This window comes from Acidovorax lacteus, from assembly GCF_039540375.1.
GTDB lineage: Bacteria > Pseudomonadota > Gammaproteobacteria > Burkholderiales > Burkholderiaceae_C > Acidovorax_G > Acidovorax_G lacteus.
Genome location: NZ_BAABEX010000007.1, coordinates 1 through 16133, shown reverse-complemented (window position 1 = coordinate 16133; position 16133 = coordinate 1). Strand labels below are relative to the sequence as shown.

At 65.3% G+C, this 16133-nt stretch carries 11 protein-coding genes and 1 tRNA gene; 5 read left to right on the top strand and 7 right to left on the bottom strand.

Annotated features, from left to right (window positions below):
* Positions 1–3: 3 nt before the first annotated feature.
* Genes ABD866_RS03570 through ABD866_RS03560 form a run of 3 tightly spaced genes read right to left on the bottom strand, consistent with a single transcriptional unit; the run spans position 4 to position 3977 of the window.
* Positions 4–1032 (bottom strand): ABC transporter permease, encoded by a 1029-nt coding sequence (locus ABD866_RS03570; protein ID WP_345062467.1) that lies wholly within the window; start codon positions 1030–1032, stop codon positions 4–6.
* A 58-nt stretch (positions 1033–1090) separates the two neighbouring features.
* Positions 1091–2119, bottom strand: coding sequence for a microcin C ABC transporter permease YejB (locus ABD866_RS03565; protein WP_345062465.1), 1029 nt, complete (start codon positions 2117–2119; stop codon positions 1091–1093).
* 31 nt (positions 2120–2150) lie between these two features.
* Positions 2151–3977, bottom strand: a complete 1827-nt coding sequence (locus ABD866_RS03560) for an extracellular solute-binding protein (protein ID WP_345061216.1) — start codon at positions 3975–3977, stop codon at positions 2151–2153.
* Between the two features lie 121 nt (positions 3978–4098).
* On the opposite strand from ABD866_RS03560, the gene fabI reads away from it, so the two are divergent.
* A complete protein-coding gene (fabI, locus tag ABD866_RS03555; RefSeq protein WP_345061214.1) occupies positions 4099–4902 on the top strand; it encodes an enoyl-ACP reductase FabI in 804 nt (267 codons plus the stop codon).
* 338 nt (positions 4903–5240) lie between these two features.
* Here fabI and ABD866_RS03550 read toward each other — a convergent pair whose 3' ends face one another.
* A complete protein-coding gene (locus ABD866_RS03550; protein ID WP_345061212.1) occupies positions 5241–7580 on the bottom strand; it encodes an Orn/Lys/Arg family decarboxylase in 2340 nt (779 codons plus the stop codon).
* 155 nt (positions 7581–7735) lie between these two features.
* Here ABD866_RS03550 and ABD866_RS03545 point away from each other — a divergent pair, with 155 nt between their 5' ends.
* The 3 genes from ABD866_RS03545 to ABD866_RS03535 all read left to right on the top strand — a co-directional run bounded on the left by ABD866_RS03545 (position 7736) and on the right by ABD866_RS03535 (position 9338).
* Complete coding sequence (locus ABD866_RS03545) at positions 7736–8164, top strand: NfeD family protein (protein ID WP_345061211.1); 429 nt, start codon at positions 7736–7738, stop codon at positions 8162–8164.
* A gap of 91 nt (positions 8165–8255) precedes the next feature.
* The gene (locus ABD866_RS03540) at positions 8256–9173 is read left to right on the top strand and encodes an SPFH domain-containing protein (protein WP_345061208.1); all 918 of its coding nucleotides are present in this window, start codon (positions 8256–8258) and stop codon (positions 9171–9173) included.
* Between the two features lie 75 nt (positions 9174–9248).
* A tRNA-Ser gene (locus ABD866_RS03535) sits at positions 9249–9338 on the top strand.
* A 250-nt stretch (positions 9339–9588) separates the two neighbouring features.
* Here the strand turns inward: ABD866_RS03535 and ABD866_RS03530 are convergent.
* Entirely contained in the window at positions 9589–10605 is a 1017-nt protein-coding gene (locus ABD866_RS03530; protein WP_345061206.1) for a sodium-dependent bicarbonate transport family permease, read from the bottom strand.
* 125 nt (positions 10606–10730) lie between these two features.
* Positions 10731–13850, bottom strand: coding sequence for an error-prone DNA polymerase (locus tag ABD866_RS03525; RefSeq protein WP_345061204.1), 3120 nt, complete (start codon positions 13848–13850; stop codon positions 10731–10733).
* A 372-nt stretch (positions 13851–14222) separates the two neighbouring features.
* Here ABD866_RS03525 and ABD866_RS03520 point away from each other — a divergent pair, with 372 nt between their 5' ends.
* Positions 14223–14837 (top strand): hypothetical protein, encoded by a 615-nt coding sequence (locus ABD866_RS03520; RefSeq protein WP_345061202.1) that lies wholly within the window; start codon positions 14223–14225, stop codon positions 14835–14837.
* 289 nt (positions 14838–15126) lie between these two features.
* Here ABD866_RS03520 and imuA read toward each other — a convergent pair whose 3' ends face one another.
* Positions 15127–15951: a translesion DNA synthesis-associated protein ImuA gene (imuA, locus tag ABD866_RS03515; RefSeq protein ID WP_345062463.1), complete on the bottom strand. Its 825-nt coding sequence runs from the start codon at positions 15949–15951 to the stop codon at positions 15127–15129.
* Positions 15952–16133: the final 182 nt, after the last annotated feature.

Here is a 16133-nt window from a genome sequence, read left to right as displayed (position 1 = left end):
TGTTCATTGTTTGCGCGGGTCGAGCGCATCGCGCAGCGCGTCGCCCATGAAGGTGAGCAGCAGCAGCGTCGTCACCAGCACGCCAAAGGTGGACAGCGAAATCCACCACGCGTCGATGCTGTTCTTGCCCTGGCTCAGCAACTCGCCCAGGCTGGGTGTGCCCGGCGGCACGCCCAGGCCCAGAAAGTCGAGCGAAGTCAGCGCGAGGATGGCCGCGCTCATGCGGAACGGCAAAAACGTGACCACGGGCGTGAGGCTGTTGGGCAGGATGTGCCGCCAGATGATCTGCGCATTGCCCACGCCCAGCGCGCGGGCCGACTTCACATAGTCGAGCTGGCGGTTGCGCAGGAACTCGGCGCGCACGTAATCAGACAGCCCCATCCAGCCAAACAGCGACAGTAGCACCAGCAGCAGCGACACGCTGGGCGCAAACACGGCGCTGAAGATGATCAGCAGGTACAGCTCGGGCATGGAGCCCCAGATCTCGATGAAGCGCTGGAAGGCCAGGTCCGTCTTGCCCCCGAAAAAGCCCTGGATGGCCCCCGTGAGCACGCCCAGCACCACCCCCGTGAGCGTGAGCGCCAGCGCAAACAGTACGCTCACACGAAAGCCGTAGATCAGCTGCGCAAGCAGGTCGCGCCCCCGGTCGTCGGTGCCCAGCCAGTTGTCGCGCGACGGGGCCGAGGGGTTGGGCGCCTTGGCAAAGTAGTTGATCGTCTGCGGGCCGTAAGGATTGAGCGTGTACAGGGCCCAGTTGGAGCCCGCCGTCAGCCGTTCGCGGATGAAGGGGTCGAGGTAGTCGGTGGGGGTCTCGAAGTCGCCGCCGAAGGTTTTCTCGGGGTAGTCCTTGAGCATCGGAAAGTAGGTCTGCCCCTCGTAGCGCACTACCAGCGGCCGGTCGTTGCTGATCAGCTCGGCACACAGCGACAGCAGCACCAGCGCGCAGAACGCCACCAGGCTCCAGTAGCCCAGCCGGTTGCGCTTGAAGCGCAGCCAGGCACGGCGCGAGGGCGACAGCGAGGGCGGTGACATGGCCGCGCCGGCCGTGGGCAACGACGGGCTGGGGGCCTCGGCGGCGTGGTCGAGGGCGCTAGTCGAATTTGACACGGGGGTCCACCCACACGTAGCAGAGGTCGCTGATGAGCTTGGTGACCAACCCGATCAGCGTGAACAGATACAGCGTGCCCAGCACCACGGGATAGTCGCGGCGGATCACGCTCTCGTAGCTCAGCAGGCCCAGGCCGTCGAGCGAGAACAGCGTTTCGATGAGCAGCGAGCCTGCAAAAAACGCCCCGATGAACGCGGCCGGAAAGCCCGTGATGATCGGGATGAGCGCGTTGCGGAACACATGCTTCCACAGCACCTGGCGCTCACTCAAGCCCTTGGCGCGGGCCGTGAGCACATACTGCTTGCGGATTTCTTCGAGGAACGCGTTCTTGGTGAGCATGGCCGTCACGGCAAAACTGCCGAGCACCATGGCCGTGACGGGCAGCGTGATGTGCCAGAGGTAGTCCACGATGCGCGCCCCCCAGCTCAGCTCCTCCCAGTTGGAGGACGTGAGCCCGCGCAACGGAAACCACTGCAGTTGACCGCCAAAGATCACCAGCAGCGCCACGCCGAGCACAAAGCCCGGAATCGCATAGCCCACCAGGATGATCAGCGTGGTGACCAGATCGAACCGCGAGCCCGCGCGCACGGCCTTGGCCACCCCCAGGGGCACGGCCACGAGGTAGCTGATGAAGAAGGTCCACAGCCCCAGGCTGATGGAGACCGGCAGCTTTTCCTTGACCAGCGTCCACACGTCCTTGTTCTGGAAGAAGCTCTTGCCCAGGTCAAAGCGCGCAAACTGCCCCAGCATCTGCAAAAACCGCTCGTGCGCGGGTTTGTCAAAGCCGTACAGCGCCTTGATCTGCTCGATGCGCTTCGGATCCACCCCCTGCGCGCCGCGGTATGCAAAGCCACCGCCTTCGGCCCCGCCGCCCGCGCCAGCCTTGGCCTCGGCCAGGTACTGCTCCACTGGGCCACCGGGCACGAACTGGATCACCACAAAGGTCAGTAGCAGCACGCCGAACAGCGTGGGCACCATGAGCAGCAGGCGTTTGAGGATGTAGGCCAGCATGGGCGTGGGCAAGGCGTTTGAGGGCAGCGGGTCAGCGCCGTGCGTCGGCCGGGCCTGCAGGGCTGCGGGCCCACCAGGTGTCAATGGCCCAGCCCTCGCCGCTGGCGTACGGGGGCATCTTCTCGGGCCGCGCCAGCCGCCAGGTGTTGTAGGCCATGCGGTGGGTGGAGGCCGTCCACTGCGGCACCAGGTAATGGCTGTGGGCAATGATGCGCTCGAGCGCATGGCAGGCGGGCAGCAATTCCTGCTCAGAGCGCGCGCCCGTCATGGCACGGATCATCGCATCCACGGCCGGGTTCTTCACACCGGCGAAGTTGCCCGAATCTTCGGTGTCGGCAGCCTGGCTGCCAAACATGTCGGCAAACTCCTGGCCGGGGTTGTGCGTCCCCTGGAAGGCCAGCGAGGTCACGTCAAAATCGAACTTCTGCAGCCGCTGCTGGTACAGCGCGAAGTCCACCGACCGGAAGCGCAGCGTAATGCCCAGCTTCTCCAGGTTGCGCGCCCAGGGGCTGATGGTGCGGATGCCGCCCTCGTTGCTGTCCATGTATTCGAGCACAAAGGGCTCGCCGCGCGCGTTGCGCAGCACGCCGTCCTGCACCTCCCAGCCCGCGTCTTTGAGCAGGGCCTGCGCGCGGCGCAGGTTGGCGCGCAGCGACGAATCGCCATCGGTGCGTGGCGGCACCGTCATGGGCCCGAAAGCGGCTGCCGGAATGTGCTTGCGCCAGGGTTCCATCAGCGCCAGTTCGGCGGCCGAGGGCGTGCCGCTCGTTTCGCAGGCGGTGTTGCCGAACAGGCCGTTCACACGCTGGTAGGCGCCGTAGAACAGCTGGCGGTTCATCCATTCGTAGTCCAGCGCCAGGCCCAGCGCTTCGCGCACGCGCACATCCTGCAGCAGCGGGCGGCGCGTGTTGAGCACGTAGCTCTGAAAGCCCGAGGGCAGCTGGTGGCGGAATTCGCCTTTCACCAGCTCGCCGCTGTCGAACTTGCGGCCCGTCACGCGGCGGGCCCAGTCGCCCGCGCTGAAAAAGCGCATCAGGTCGAATTCGCCAGCCTTCAGCGCCTCCAGCCGCGCGGTGTTGTCTTTGTAGATCTTGACCACGATGCGGTCGAAATTGGCTGTGCCGCGGCGCACGTTCAAGTCGCGCGCCCAGTAGTTCGGGTCGCGCTCGTAGGTGATGTCTTTACCAAAACGCACCGGGCCGATGCGGTAGGGGCCGCTGCCCAGCGGGATGTCGGTGACCACTTGGTCAAAGGGCTTGGCCTTGCCGTTTTCCACGCCCCAGTCGCGGCTGAACACGGGCAGGCCGCCCACGGTCAGCGGCAGTTCGCGGTTGGGCGTCTTGAAGCGATAGCGCACCGTGCGGTCGTCCAGCACATCGACCCCGGCCACCTCGGCCAGCAGCGTCTTGTAGGCCGGTGAGGTGTGCGGGCCCATCAGCGTGTCGAAGCTGTGCTTCACGTCCTGCGCGAGCACCGGCTTGCCGTGGTGAAAACGCGCCTCGGGCCGCAGGCGGAAGGTGGCCGACAGCCCGTCAGGCGCCACCTGCACGTCTTCGGCCAGCAGGCCGTAGCCGGTGGCGGTTTCGTCGAGCGCGCCGATCAGCAGGCTGTCGAACATCAGCTGCGACAGGTAAGCCGGTGCGCTGCCCTTGATGGTGAACGGGTTGTACTTGTCGAAGGTGGAGGTGCGCAGGTTGCTGACCAAGCGCAGCTCGCCACCCTTGGGGGCCTGCGGGTTCACGTAGTCGAAATGCGCGAATCCGGCCGCATAGCGCGGAGTACCCCACAGGGCATAGGCATGGGCTGCCCAGGCGGGCAGCGCACACATCCAGAGCAGACAGGACAGCCACAGGCGCATGCGACAATTCTGCACCACGCAGGCGGCGCCGCTGCGGCTTTGCGGGCATTTCCCGATGCCCCGGCCGCCCTCCCCGGCGCTGCGTCCACTGCGATCTGACCACATTCCAAGGAGAACACACATGGGGTTTCTGACCGGCAAAAAGCTGCTGATCACGGGCGTGCTGTCCAACCGTTCGATTGCCTACGGCATTGCCAAGGCCTGCCGCGCCCAGGGCGCCGAGCTGGCTTTCAGCTACGTGGGCGAGCGCTTCAAGGACCGCATCACCGAATTTGCGGCCGAGTTCGATTCCACCCTGGTGTTTGACTGCGACGTGGCCGACGATGCGCAGATCGAACGCCTGTTTGCCGACCTGTCGCAGGTCTGGCCCAAGTTCGACGGCTTCGTGCACAGCATCGGCTTTGCACCGCGCGAAGCGATTGCGGGCGACTTCCTCGAAGGCCTGTCGCGCGAGGGCTTCCGCATTGCGCACGACATCAGCGCCTACAGCTTCCCGGCCATGGCCAAGGCCGCCCTGCCCTACCTGAACGACAAGTCTTCGCTGCTCACGCTGTCGTACCTGGGCGCGCTGCGCTCCATCCCCAACTACAACACCATGGGCCTGGCCAAGGCCAGCCTGGAAGCCAGCGTGCGCTACCTGGCCGAAGCCGTGGGCCGCACCGCCGACGGCCGCGCGATCCGCGCCAACGGCATCAGCGCCGGCCCGATCAAGACCCTGGCCGCCAGCGGCATCAAGGACTTCGGCAAGCTGCTCTCGCGCGTGGCCGACGCCTCGCCGCTGCGCCGCAACGTGACCATTGAAGACGTGGGCAACGTCGCCGCGTTTTTGCTGAGCGACCTGGCCAGCGGCGTGACGGCCGAGATCACCTACGTGGACGGCGGCTTCAGCCAGACGGCGGGCGTGAGCCGCGACACGGTGGGCTGATGGCTCCCCGGCCCTGGGCGGCCGGATCCAGACTGAGCACCAAAATGGCTGCTCGTGCTGATCAATCAAGCACGAGCAGCTATTTTTTTGATAGCGAATCAGCGCCATGAAGGCGGGGCGTCTGTGCGATGGCCTGCCCCTGTCAGGGGTTCTAACGCCCGCCGCGCCACTCGCCTGCGCATGCGGCCGTGCCCCGGCCCACCAAACCCCTGTGCCAAAACAAAGGCCCGTGCTTGTCTGGCAGGCACGGGCCGCTCTGTTTTCGATAGCGCCTGTGTGGACCTCAGTGAGTGAGGCACTGAGGCTGCGCACCGCGGCACAGGCCGCTGCGCCGAGCCTCAGGCCGCCGGCGCGCTCTTGCGGCTGCGACGAGGGGCCGCTGCCGGCTTGGCCGCGGGTTCCACGGCCACGCAGTCGGCGTAGTAGCGCACGTTGCCCTCGTCGTCCTCGATCTCGACCAGACCGTGGATATCGGTCTCGAAGCCCGGGCAGAGCTTGGAGAACTCGCGCGAGAACTTGAGATAGTCCACGATCTTCTTGTTGAACACCTCACCCGGGATCAACAGCGGAATGCCCGGCGGGTACGGCGTGATCAGGCTGGTGGTGATGCGACCCTCAAGGTGGTCGATCTCCACGCGCTCGGTCTTGCGGTGCGCGATGTGGGCGTAGGCGTCGCTGGGCTTCATCGCGGGCGTGAGGTCCGACAGGTACATCTCGGTCGTCAGGCGCGCAATGTCGTACTTGGCATAGAGCTGGTGCACGTGCTGGCACAGGTCCTTAAGCCCCATGCGCTCGTAGCGCTTGTGCTGCTGACAGAACTCCGGAAGGATGCGCCACATCGGCTGGTTCTTCTCGTAGTCGTCCTTGAACTGCTGCAGCGCGGCCAGCAGCGTGTTCCAGCGGCCCTTGGTGATGCCGATGGTGAACATGATGAAGAAGCTGTAGAGGCCCGTCTTCTCCACCACCACGCCGTGCTCGGCCAGGTACTTGGTGACGATGGACGCCGGAATACCCGTCTTGTCGAACTTGCCGTCGAGATTCAGGCCCGGCGTGACGATGGTGGACTTGATCGGGTCCAGCATGTTGAAGCCGTCGGCCAGTTGGCCAAAGCCGTGCCACTTGCTGCCGTTCTTCTTGCCCTTGCCATCGCTGCGGATGATCCAGTCCTCGGCCCGGCCCACGCCTTCTTCGGCGAGCTTCTCGGGGCCCCAGACCTTGAACCACCATTCGTCCTTGCCGAACTCCTCGGCCACCTTGCGCATGGCGCGGCGGAAGTCCAGCGCTTCGAGCAGGCTTTCTTCGACTAGCGCGGTGCCGCCGGGCGGCTCCATCATCGCGGCTGCCACGTCGCAGCTGGCAATAATGCTGTACTGCGGGCTGGTCGAGGTGTGCATCAGGTACGCCTCGTTGAACAGCGGGCGGTCGAGCTTGACGGTCTGCGAGTCCTGTACCAGCACATGGCTGGCCTGGCTGATGCCAGCCAGCAGCTTGTGGATGGACTGCGTCGAATACACCACCGAATGCTTGGGGCGCGCGCGCTTCTTGCCCATGGCGTGGTAGCTGCCATAGAAGGGGTGGAAGGCCGCGTGCGGCAGCCAGGCTTCGTCGAAGTGCAGGTTGTCCACATAGCCATCGAGCATCTGCTTGATGGTTTCGGTGTTGTAGAGCACCCCGTCGTAGGTGGACTGCGTGAGCGTGAGCACGCGCGGGCGCACGGTCTTCGGGTCCACGCCCTTGAGCAGCGGGTTCGCGCGGATCTTGGCCTCGATGGCCGTACGCTCGAACTCGCTTTGCGGGATCGGGCCGATGATGCCGAAATGGTTGCGCGTGGGCTTGAGGAAGACCGGGATCGCGCCGGTCATGATGATGCTGTGCAGGATGGACTTGTGGCAGTTGCGGTCCACCACCACCACGTCGCCCGGGGCCACGGTGTGGTGCCACACCATCTTGTTGCTGGTGGACGTGCCGTTGGTCACGAAGAAGCAGTGGTCGGCATTGAAGATGCGCGCCGCGTTGCGCTCGGATTCGCCGATCGCGCCGTTGTGGTCCAGCAGCTGGCCCAGTTCTTCCACCGCGTTGCACACGTCGGCGCGCAGCATGTTCTCGCCGAAGAACTGGTGGAACATCTGGCCCACGGGCGTCTTGAGGAACGCTACGCCGCCCGAGTGGCCGGGGCAGTGCCACGAGTACGAGCCGTCTTCTGCGTAGTCGAGCAGCGCCTTGAAGAACGGCGGCTGCACGCCTTCGAGGTAGGCCTTGGCCTCGCGGATGATGTGGCGGGCCACGAACTCCGGCGTGTCCTCGAACATGTGGATGAAACCATGCAGCTCGCGCAGGATGTCGTTGGGCAGGTGGCGCGCGGTCTTGGTCTCGCCGTGCACATAAATCGGCACATCGGCGTTCTTGCGGCGCACTTCGGTGATGAAGTTGCGCAGGTTCAGCACAGCCGGGTCCAGGTCGGGGCCCGGGGTGAACTCCTCGTCGTCGATCGACAGGATGAACGCGCTGGCCCGGCTTTGCTGCTGGGCGAACTGGCTCAGGTCGCCATAGCTGGTGGCGCCCAGCACCTCAAAGCCCTCGGCCTCAATCGCCTGCGCCAATGCGCGGATGCCCAGGCCCGAGGTGTTTTCGGAGCGGTAGTCTTCGTCGATGATGACGATGGGAAAGCGGAATTTCATGCGCAGCCTCCATGCCAGGCGTGCCCCGCCGGCCCAAAAAAACGAAATAGGCGCGAAGTGTACGGAATCTGTGTGTCCCGCCTTGGTTCTGCCATTCTTTTGACCCAGAATGTGGTGCACTGCACACAAACAAAACACGGGCGGAGGACACACCCATGGAGCAATCCACCCTGTGGTGGCTGATGGCAGGCGCGGCGGTGATCGCCGAGCTGCTGACCGGAACCTTCTATTTGCTGATGCTGGCCCTCGGTCTGGCGGCGGCTGCGCTGGCGGCCCATCTGGGGGCTGGCTTCACGGTGCAGTTGCTCGCAGCAGCCCTGGTGGGCGGCGGCGCAGTGGCCATCTGGACGCTGGTGCGCCAGCGCCGCGCCGCGGGCGATGCCGCCCTAGGCGCGGGCCAGAGCGCCAGCCTGGACATCGGCGAGACCCTGCACATCGACCACTGGAACCCCGATGGCACAGCCACGGTGCGCTACCGCGGCGCGAGCTGGGTGGCTGTGCACCGGCCAGGCGTGGTGCCCACCACCGGGCTGCACCGCGTGGCAGAGCTGATGGGCAACCGGCTGGTGGTCGAGCCGGTCTGACGGCGCGCCCACAGGGCCGCAATGCGTTCTTGCGTCGTGTCGGCACCGCACTGAAGTTGCCGGCGGTCTCGTCTCATTCCGAAAGGCTTTTATGGAAATCGCAGCCGTCCTGTTCATCATCGCGGTGATCTTCATCGCCCGCTCGGTCAAGGTCGTGCCCCAGCAGAACGCGTGGGTCAAGGAGCGGCTGGGCAAGTACGCAGGCACCCTGAACCCGGGGCTCAACTTCCTCGTCCCCTTCATCGACCGCGTGGCGTACAAGCACAGCCTCAAGGAGATTCCGCTCGATGTGCCCAGCCAGGTGTGCATCACCAAGGACAATACCCAGCTGCAGGTGGACGGCATCCTGTACTTCCAGGTCACCGATCCGATGCGCGCCAGCTACGGATCGAGCAACTACATCATGGCGGTGACGCAGCTGGCCCAGACCTCGCTGCGCAGCGTGATCGGCAAGCTCGAACTGGACAAGACCTTCGAAGAGCGCGACATGATCAACGCGCAAGTGGTGTCGGCCATCGACGAGGCGGCGCTCAACTGGGGCGTGAAGGTGCTGCGTTACGAAATCAAGGACCTGACGCCGCCCAGCGAGATCCTGCGCTCCATGCAGGCCCAGATCACCGCCGAACGCGAGAAGCGCGCACTCATCGCCGCATCCGAAGGCCGCAGGCAAGAGCAGATCAACATTGCCACGGGCGAACGCGAAGCTTTCATCGCCCGCTCTGAAGGCGAGAAGCAGGCCGAGATCAACAAGGCCCTGGGCGAAGCCGAAGCCATCAAGGCCGTGGCCGATGCCACCGCCCAAGCCATCGAGCGCGTGGCAGCAGCCATCCGCCAGCCCGGCGGCGAGCAGGCCGTTCAGCTCAAAGTGGCCGAAAAAGCCGTGGACGCCTACGCCCGCGTGGCCGCCGACGCAACCACCACGCTGGTGGTGCCGAGCAACATGACCGAGGTGTCGGCGCTCATCAGCTCGGCCATGAAGATGGTGCAGGCGCAGCAGCGCACGCCATGAGCGGCCCCGGTGCCGGAGCGTTCCAGCCAAGTTGCGGGGAACACCCTGATTGCATGGCTATAATAGAGGGCTTCCGGAGAGGTGGATGAGCGGTTTAAGTCGCACGCCTGGAAAGCGTGTGTGGGCTAATCCCCACCGCGGGTTCGAATCCCGCCCTCTCCGCCACACATGAAAGCCCGGGTCACGCAAGTGGCCCGGGCTTTTGCTTACGCGGCGCACATTGGCTGCGGCCTGCCCATCATGGCCTGGGCCCACAGACCGTAGCGACTGCGCACTGCTCCCGGGCCCGGGAGCCCAAGCCTCCCGAACCACACGCAACACTGGCCAATTGGCACAAAGGCAGCTTCAAAGGCGTTGAGGCCGCTCGTGCTTATTAATCAAGCACGAGCAGCTCACTTTTTGATAGCAATCAGCCTCAACCGGCGGCCCAGCGTGCCACCTGCACGTACAGCGGAATGCCCAGCAGAATGTTCAGCGGAAAGGTGATGCCCAGCGACAGGCCGAAGTACAGCGAGGGGTTGGCCTCCGGGATCGCGTGCCGCAGCACGGCTGGCACCACGATGTACGACGCGCTGGCCGACAGCACCATCAGCAGTGCCGTATCGGCCACCGGCAGGCTCAGCAGCTGGGCCAGTGCCAGGGCGATGCCAGCATGGACCACCGGGCCCAGCACCGCGTACACGATGAGCACCGGCGACTGCGACCGGGCCGCAGCAAAGTGACGCGCCACCAGCAGACCCATGTCGAGCAGGAAGAAAGCGAGCATGCCCTTGAACAGGTCGCCCGTGAAGGGCTGCATCATGGTCTTGCCGGCTTCGCCGCTGAGGTAGCCCACCGCCAGCGAACCCAGCAGCAGCAGGTGCGTGCCGTCGGTGAACGACTCGTGCAGGATGCGCCGCACGGCTGCGCCCGAGCCGCTGCCGCCTCCGGCGGTGAGCACGGCCTGCCCGCCGCTGCCCACGGTAACGCTGGCCGGTGCGGCGGCGTTGTGCCGGATGGCGCTGGCCAGCAGCACCGCCATGACGATGGCCGGTGACTCCATGAGCACCATGGCCACCGTCATGTGGCCCGGGGCGGCCAGGCCCTGGGATTCAAGCACCTGGGTGGCCGTGACGAAGGTGACGGCGCTGACCGAGCCGTACGAGGCGGCGATGGCGGCCGCGTCAAAACCACTGAGGCGCCGCTTGAGCAGCTGATAGCCCAGGGCGGGCACGATGAAGGCCATGGCCATGGCGGCCCCCAGGCTGGCAAACACCTGCGCGTCCAGCCCGGTCTGCGACAGCGCAAAACCACCCTTCATGCCCAGGGCCATCAGCAGGTAGAGCGACAGGAATTTGGAGATGGCCGGGGGAATCTCCAGGTTGGAACGGACGGCTCCGGCCAACACGCCAAAAACGAAGAAGAGGATTGCGGGGTCCAGTAGGCTTTGCATGAGGTTTCTCCAATTCCGGCGAATGCTAGGGAGATTCAAGCATCCTGTTAAATGGATTCCATCGCACCGCAGCATTTATAAAAACAAATGCATCGACCCGAAAAGTGTCTGGACGGTGTCTCGCCTCAGCGGAAATCGCGGCTGCTCGTGGCCAGGCTACCCAGCCAATGGCTCAGATCGGCGAGGCGGTCGGCCACCAGGTTGCACACGGCCCCTTCGCGCTGCCAGCGGCCGCGCACCGCGAGCAGGCGCGATTCCAGCAGCACCGCACGCTGTGCCTCGCGCACATGCGGCCAGACGATGACCTGCGTGGAGCCGCATTCGTCCTCCAGCGACACGAACATCGTGCCTTTGGCGGTTTCGGGTCGCTGGCGTACGGTGACGATGCCCACGGTGCGGACCCGCGCCCCGTCGGGCAGTTGGCGCAGTTCGGCCGACGTGAGCAGTCGGTGCTGCTGCAGCCGCGGGCGCAGCAGGGCCAAGGGGTGTGAGCGCAGCGTGAGCCCGAGGCTTGCGTAGTCGCGCAGCACTTCCTCCCCTTCGGGCGCAGGGGGCAGAGGCACGGGCAGATCGGCTGGCAGGGAGCCCTGCAGCAAGGGCGGCAGGCGGTGGGTGGCGGCGGCGGCCCAGGCCTGCTGGCGGCGGTGCCCGGCCAGGCTTTCGAGCGCGCCTGCGGCTGCCAGGCGCTGCACCATGTGCCGATCCACCTGCGCACGCTCGGCCAGGTCTTGTACGCCGGCAAAGGGCCGCACCGCCCGTGCCTGCACGATGCGCCGGGCTTCTGCGGCCCCCAGGCCGTGCACCATGCCCAAGCCCAGGCGCACGGCCGCCCCGTGCAGCGTGGCTCCGACCTCGCTGTGCTGCACATCGACGGGCAGCACCTCCACCCCGTGGCGGCGCGCATCCTGCACCAGTTGACTGGGGGTGTAGAAGCCCATGGGCTGGCTGTTGAGCAAGGCGACCAGAAAGGCTGCGGGCTCGTGCCGCTTGATCCAGGCCGAGGCATAGACCAGCAGCGCAAAGCTGGCGGCGTGGCTTTCCGGAAAGCCATACTCAGAAAAGCCCTTGATCTGCTCGAAGATGGATTCGGCAAAGGCACGGTCGTACCCCCGATCGACCATGCCATCGACCAGCCGGTGGTAGTAATGCCCCAGCCCGCCTTTGCGCTTCCAGGCGGCCATGGAACGGCGCAGGCCGTCGGCCTCTCCGGCCGAAAAACCGGCGGCCAGCATGGCGATCTGCATGACCTGCTCCTGGAACACGGGCACCCCCAAAGTGCGCTCCAGCGCCTGGCGCAGGGCCTGACTGGGATAGGTGACGGGCTCGCGCCCTTGCCGACGCTGCAGGTAGGGGTGGACCATGCCACCCTGGATGGGGCCGGGCCGCACGATGGCGACCTCGATCACCAGGTCGTAGAAGCAACGCGGCCGCAGGCGGGGCAGCATGCTCATCTGCGCCCGGCTTTCGATCTGGAACACGCCCACGGTGTCGGCTTCGCAGATCATGTCGTAGGTGGCGGCATCTTCCGCCGGAATGTCCTGCAGGCGCATCGGCTGGCCGCGGCGCTCGCCGATCAGATCAAGCGCCCGGCGCAGGGCCGTGAGCATGCCCAGCGCGAGCACATCCACCTTGAGCAGCCCGACGGCATCCAGATCGTCCTTGTCCCACTCGATGACGGTGCGGTCGGGCATGGCGGCGTTTTCAATGGGCACGGTGCGACACAGCAGATCCTGCGTGAGCACAAATCCGCCGGTGTGCTGCGACAGATGCCGGGGAAAGCCGATCAGTGCTTCGGTCAGGTCCACCCACTGGCGAATGCTCGGGTCCTGCGCGTCGAGGCCCAGCTCTGTCAGTCGCTCTTCGCGCACCTGCAATCCATCAAACCAGTGGTGCCCCTGGGCCACAGCGTCCAGCCACTGGGGCGGCAGGTCCAGCGCCTTGCCCACATCGCGCAGCGCAGAGCGCGGGCGGTAGCGGATCACGGTGGCGGTCAGGGCCGCACGGTCACGCCCGTATTTGGCATACAGGTACTGGATCACCTCTTCGCGTCGCTGGTGCTCGAAGTCGATGTCGATGTCGGGCGGCTCGTTGCGCTCGCGCGAGATAAAGCGCTCAAACAGCACCGACATGCGGGCCGGATCCACCTCGGTGATGCCCAGGCAATAACACACCACACTGTTGGCGGCCGAGCCGCGCCCCTGGCACAGAATGCCGCGCCCGCGCGCGAACTGCACGATGTCGTACACGGTGAGGAAGTAGTGCTCGTAGCCCAGATCGCCAATGAGATCCAGCTCATGCGCAATCTGATGCTCAATGCGTTCGGGCACGCCGTCTGGCCAGCGGCGCGCAGCCCCTTCGTGCGTCACCTGGCGCAGGTGCTGCATGGGCGTGCAGCCAGGCGGCACCACCTCTTGGGGATAGCAGTACCGGAGTTCGTCCAGACTGAAGCGGCAACGGTCGGCGACCCGTACGCTTTCGGCCAGCAAATCCGGTGGGAACAGTTGGGCCAGCCGCATGCGGGGGCGCAGGTGCTGCTCTGCATTGCGCTGCAGCAGCACCCCGCATTCGCGCAGCGGCCGACCGTGCCGCACGGCGGTCAGTACGTCCTGCAGCGGCTTGCGAGATCGCACATGCATGTGCACATGCCCGACCGCCACCAAGGGAATGGCGGTGTTCGCCGACACGACCTGCAGCCGCTGGAGCCAGCGCATGTCGTCCAGACGGCAGGGTTGCTCAACGCCGATCCAGCAACGCCCCGGGAACCGGGCCAACAGCCAGCGGCCCAAAGCGTGCAAAGACGCATCGGTGGCAGAGCGCTCCGGGCAAGCCAGCACCACGCAGTCTGCAAGCGTGTCGGACTGCACCTCGTCTGGCAGCAAACGGTATTGGCCCTTGGCACTGCTGCGCCGCAACCGGCTGATGAAGGCACACAGGTTGCCATAGCCCTGCCGATGACAGGCAATGACCACCAGCGCGAATGCGGGTAAGCCTGGCGCATGACCAGGCGGCGCTGCCGCCAGATGGAAATGCGCCCCCACCAACAAGCGCACACCCGCGGCCTTGGCCGCCACATGCGCGCGGACTGCACCGGCCATGCTGCATTCGTCGGTGATGGCCAGCGCCTGGTAGCCCAACTGGTGGGCGCGCTGCACCAGTTCCTCCGGATGGCTTGCACCTTTCAGGAAGGAAAAATTGGAAAGGCACCAAAGCTCTGCATAGTCTGGCAATGCCAGCGGCTCGGTCATGGTCCGCCGCCCTCACCCAAAGAAGCCGTGCAAAAACCACTGGGGTGGCGCGTGCCCCATCCGCCGCTGAAACACCCACAGGAGGCCGGCTGCAGGGCTGTAGGCCAGCCAGTAATCTCGGCGCTCCCGCGGTGCTGCCGAGCCCTGAGCCTGCTCCCACCACCCCACCTCAACCCGATCAGGCCCCAGCAGCAACTGCAAGGGACCGCGGTACACCGGGCGATGCGCGCGTACCGCCAGGGCGAGTGGCTCCGGCAGGAGCCAGGCAGGCACCAACCCCGGGGGCGGCGAGGGCGCGACAGGCTTGTTGGGGCGCGCACGCGCAGGCAAACCAGGCTGCCAGGTCTGCATGCGCTCAGGCCGGTGGTCTGAATGCGGCACCAGAACCCGCACTGCATCTGGACCCAGCCGCGCCTGAATGCGCTCCAGCATCTGATCCACCGCCATCTGCTGTCGGGCAGGATCGGGCAACCAGGAGTGGCTGTGTGCGACGGCAGGCACCCAGGTCTCCAGTCGCAATGTCAAGCGGTTGACGGGCGCACGCAAAGCCTGCTGCGCCAGATGGGCCGTCAGGAGCGCAGAGAAATCTGTGACGCGGTGCATCGGATGCGCAGAACGAACCCAGACCTGACCTGGCATGTCGCGCTCATCGCGCGCCCTGTGCTCGTATCGCCATCGCAGCTCCAAAGCAGTGGCCCCCTGCTGGCGGGCTGCCAGCCATTCTTGCAAGGCTTGCAGCAAAGGGATGGCGAACGCCAACAACTGCTCGACGGTGGTTGCGCCCTCTGGGCAGTCCAGGCTGCGTTCAAAGTGTTCGGCTGGGGCCAGCCACTGGTACGCCTCTGGCTGCAATCCGTACGCCTGATCGAGCAACCCCAGGGGGGCTGCTCCCACGCGCGGCACCAGCAGCACGCGGGGCAGTCGCCTGAACTGCCCGAGTGTCTGACAGCCCATCGCATGCAGGTCGGGCATGCAGGCTTCGAGTGAAGGCAACGCACTGAGAGGCAAAGAATCCAATACCTCCCACCACCGCGGGCCGAAAGCCTTGGGGATCGTGCTGTGCGAAGCCTGAGAAAGCAACGCTTGGGCCGCAAGGCCCGTGGGTGCCCACGCCAGCAGAACGCTTTGCTCGCGCGCCCAGGCCCGCACTCGCCGCTGTAATGCGCCCTCCCCCCCAAACAAGCGCAGACTCATGGACACATCGGCCAGGACGACGCCCTGCAGACATGCCACCCGAGGGGTGAGTGTCCACAGCCACTGCACCAGCGGACATTGCTCAGGCGGTGAGAACGCGCCGCTCGGTGGACTGAACTTCAGTGCGACCCAGTGGCCAGCCATGTACATCCCCTTGCATCGAATCACCCTGCACCCGTGCAGCCAAGACCTGCTCACGTGGCAACGGGAGTGCATCTTTTACGCCTGCGGGCAACGCTCGGATCAGCAAGGTTTTCTCACACGGTTGCGCACGGCGCTTAAGAATGCGCACCGCCAGATGCCAAGGGTCGTGAGGCTCGATCCACAAGCGCAAGGGCGCTGGCGTTGCAACACCGGACGACCCGGATTTGATGGGACGAAACCAAAAGACAGGAAGTCCTCCTGCCTCTGCTTTGGTGTGCAGCCTGCGGACTTGATCGTTTCGTAAATGGGGGATCCACAACATGACGATGCCATCGGCTTGCGCTTGCAACACCTGCTCCACCAGCCACAACGCATCTGCCAACCGAGGCGCATGCAAGCCCACAACAGAACGCCAGAACGGCCCCAAGGCAGCAACGCCTGCTGCCTGCAAAGCAGCAGGAGGTGTTACCAGGTACACATGGCTCGGTGACTGCACACAAGACTGAAGTGCGGGCTGCAAAAGCCGCCATTCGCAGTGGAACCCTTCTGGCACACCAATTTCAATCAACCCTTGGCGGGGCCATCCGCGACCCGGAAGCTCAGCATCCAACAGTGCGAATCCCGTTGAACTGGTGTTCGTCAGCGCATGCGCAGCAAGCAATTCGCTTCCGCGCCAAACCCTGCCCTGCAAATGAGAAGGCAATGGCAGTGGGGAGATGCTTGCTCCCCCCGCACGAAGACCGAAATGAGGACTACAGAACACGGCAATACTGTTTTTATATACAGTATAGCGTTGTGCCTCTATGGCTGCTAGCACGCACGAGAGCGGTACCAAGCTCTGGAACAGACATGGTTCTCCCGACGATATCGACGAACGTAAGCGTGCACGCAATGGAGCCGCATGGAGATCCGTTGGGGCTGTTCCTGAAGTCGCTCAAGCGGTAC

Excerpts from the sequence above, each read along its gene's own strand:
- ABD866_RS03570 (WP_345062467.1), bottom strand. The coding sequence starts at position 1,032 with ATGTCACCGCCCTCGCTGTCGCCCTCGCGCCGTGCCTGGCTGCGCTTC.
- ABD866_RS03565 (WP_345062465.1), bottom strand. The coding sequence starts at position 2,119 with ATGCTGGCCTACATCCTCAAACGCCTGCTGCTCATGGTGCCCACGCTG.
- ABD866_RS03560 (WP_345061216.1), bottom strand. The coding sequence starts at position 3,977 with ATGCGCCTGTGGCTGTCCTGTCTGCTCTGGATGTGTGCGCTGCCCGCC.
- fabI (WP_345061214.1), top strand. The coding sequence starts at position 4,099 with ATGGGGTTTCTGACCGGCAAAAAGCTGCTGATCACGGGCGTGCTGTCC.
- ABD866_RS03550 (WP_345061212.1), bottom strand. The coding sequence starts at position 7,580 with ATGAAATTCCGCTTTCCCATCGTCATCATCGACGAAGACTACCGCTCC.
- ABD866_RS03545 (WP_345061211.1), top strand. The coding sequence starts at position 7,736 with ATGGAGCAATCCACCCTGTGGTGGCTGATGGCAGGCGCGGCGGTGATC.
- ABD866_RS03540 (WP_345061208.1), top strand. The coding sequence starts at position 8,256 with ATGGAAATCGCAGCCGTCCTGTTCATCATCGCGGTGATCTTCATCGCC.
- ABD866_RS03530 (WP_345061206.1), bottom strand. The coding sequence starts at position 10,605 with ATGCAAAGCCTACTGGACCCCGCAATCCTCTTCTTCGTTTTTGGCGTG.
- ABD866_RS03525 (WP_345061204.1), bottom strand. The coding sequence starts at position 13,850 with ATGACCGAGCCGCTGGCATTGCCAGACTATGCAGAGCTTTGGTGCCTT.
- ABD866_RS03520 (WP_345061202.1), top strand. The coding sequence starts at position 14,223 with ATGCGGCACCAGAACCCGCACTGCATCTGGACCCAGCCGCGCCTGAAT.